The organism is Streptococcus sp. SCPM-O-B-15304 (M98) (assembly GCF_058200215.1).
On sequence record NZ_JBYQGQ010000026.1, the window covers coordinates 1 to 1,435 of the forward strand.

A 1,435-nucleotide genomic window follows, 5' to 3' on the forward strand; every position below is an offset into this window, starting at 1 on the left:
TGAACGGCACCCCAAAAGTTAGACATAAAAATCTAACTTTTGGGGTGTTTTTATTATGAAATTAACTTATGAAGATAAAGTTCAAATATATGAATTAAGAAAGAAAGGAGAGAGCTTTAGACAACTTTCAAATCAATTTGGGATAAACATTTCTAATCTTCAGTACATGATTAAATTGATTGATCGTTATGGAATAGAAATCGTCAAAAAAGGAAAGAATTGTTACTATTCTCCTGAACTAAAACAAGAGATCATTGATAGAGTTCTTCTTGAGGGGCGTTCACAAATTAGGGTGTCTCTGGATTATGCTCTTCCAAGTAGTGGATTACTTTCGAATTGGCTGGCACAATATAAGAAAAACAGGTATACTATTGTTGAGAAAACAAGAGGGAGACCACCTAAAATGGGACGTAAGCCAAAGAAGAGATTTGAAGATATGACAGAATTAGAACGTCTTCAAGCAGAAAATGAGTACTTAAGAGCGGAGAATGCCATTCTAAAAAAGTTGAGAGAACTCCGATTGAGGGACGAAAAGGAGCAAGAAGAAAAACGGAAATTGTTCAAGGACTGGTAACAGAGTTTTCGTTAGATATCCTTCTAAAGATTATTAAGCTTGCCCGTTCAACCTATTATTACCACTTAAAACAGCTGGATCAAAGCGAGAAGGATTATGATATTAAAGCTGAAATTCAGTCAATTTATACTGAACATAAAGGAAATTACGGCTATCGTCGCATGACTCTAGAATTACGAAATCGTGGCTTCGTAGTGAACCATAAGAAGGTGCAGCGTCTGATGAAAGTACTTGGTTTAACGGCTCGAATTCGCCGTAAACGGAAGTATTCTTCCTACCAAGGAGAGGTTGGCAAGAAAGCAGATAACCTTATTCAACGACAATTTGAAGCAACCAAACCAATGCAAAAGTGCTACACAGATGTGACAGAATTTGCCATTCCAGCAAGCAGCCAAAAGCTTTATTTATCACCAGTTTTAGATGGCTTTAACAGCGAAATTATCTCCTACAATCTTTCTACTTCGCCAAACTTACTACAAATGAAAGCTATGCTAGAACAAGCCTTTACAGAGAACCATTACGAAAATACAATTCTCCATAGTGACCAAGGATGGCAATACCAACACGATTTCTATCATCATTTTTTAAAGAATAAGGGAATCCAACCATCTATGTCACGTAAGGGAAATAGCCCAGATAACGGTATGATGGAATCTTTCTTTGGCATTCTTAAGTCTGAAATGTTTTATGGTTATGAGAATACGTTTCAGTCACTTGAGCACTTGGAACAAGCTATTGTAGACTATATTGATTACTACAACAACAAACGAATTAAGGTAAAACTAAAAGGACTTAGTCCTGTACAATACAGAACTAAATCCTTTGCTTAAATTAATTGTCTAACTTTTTGGGGTCAGTACA

At 36.0% G+C, this 1,435-nt stretch carries 1 protein-coding gene; it reads left to right on the plus strand.

The features are described 5' to 3' along the window. The first annotated feature begins 55 nt into the window (after positions 1 to 55). Positions 56 to 1,404 (plus strand): IS3 family transposase gene (locus AC3E7H_RS09835; protein ID WP_490676498.1). Its coding sequence is split into 2 segments (ribosomal slippage): positions 56 to 506 and positions 506 to 1,404, totalling 1,350 coding nucleotides; the frame shifts between segments, so codons are not numbered across the junction. The last annotated feature ends 31 nt before the right edge of the window (positions 1,405 to 1,435 follow it).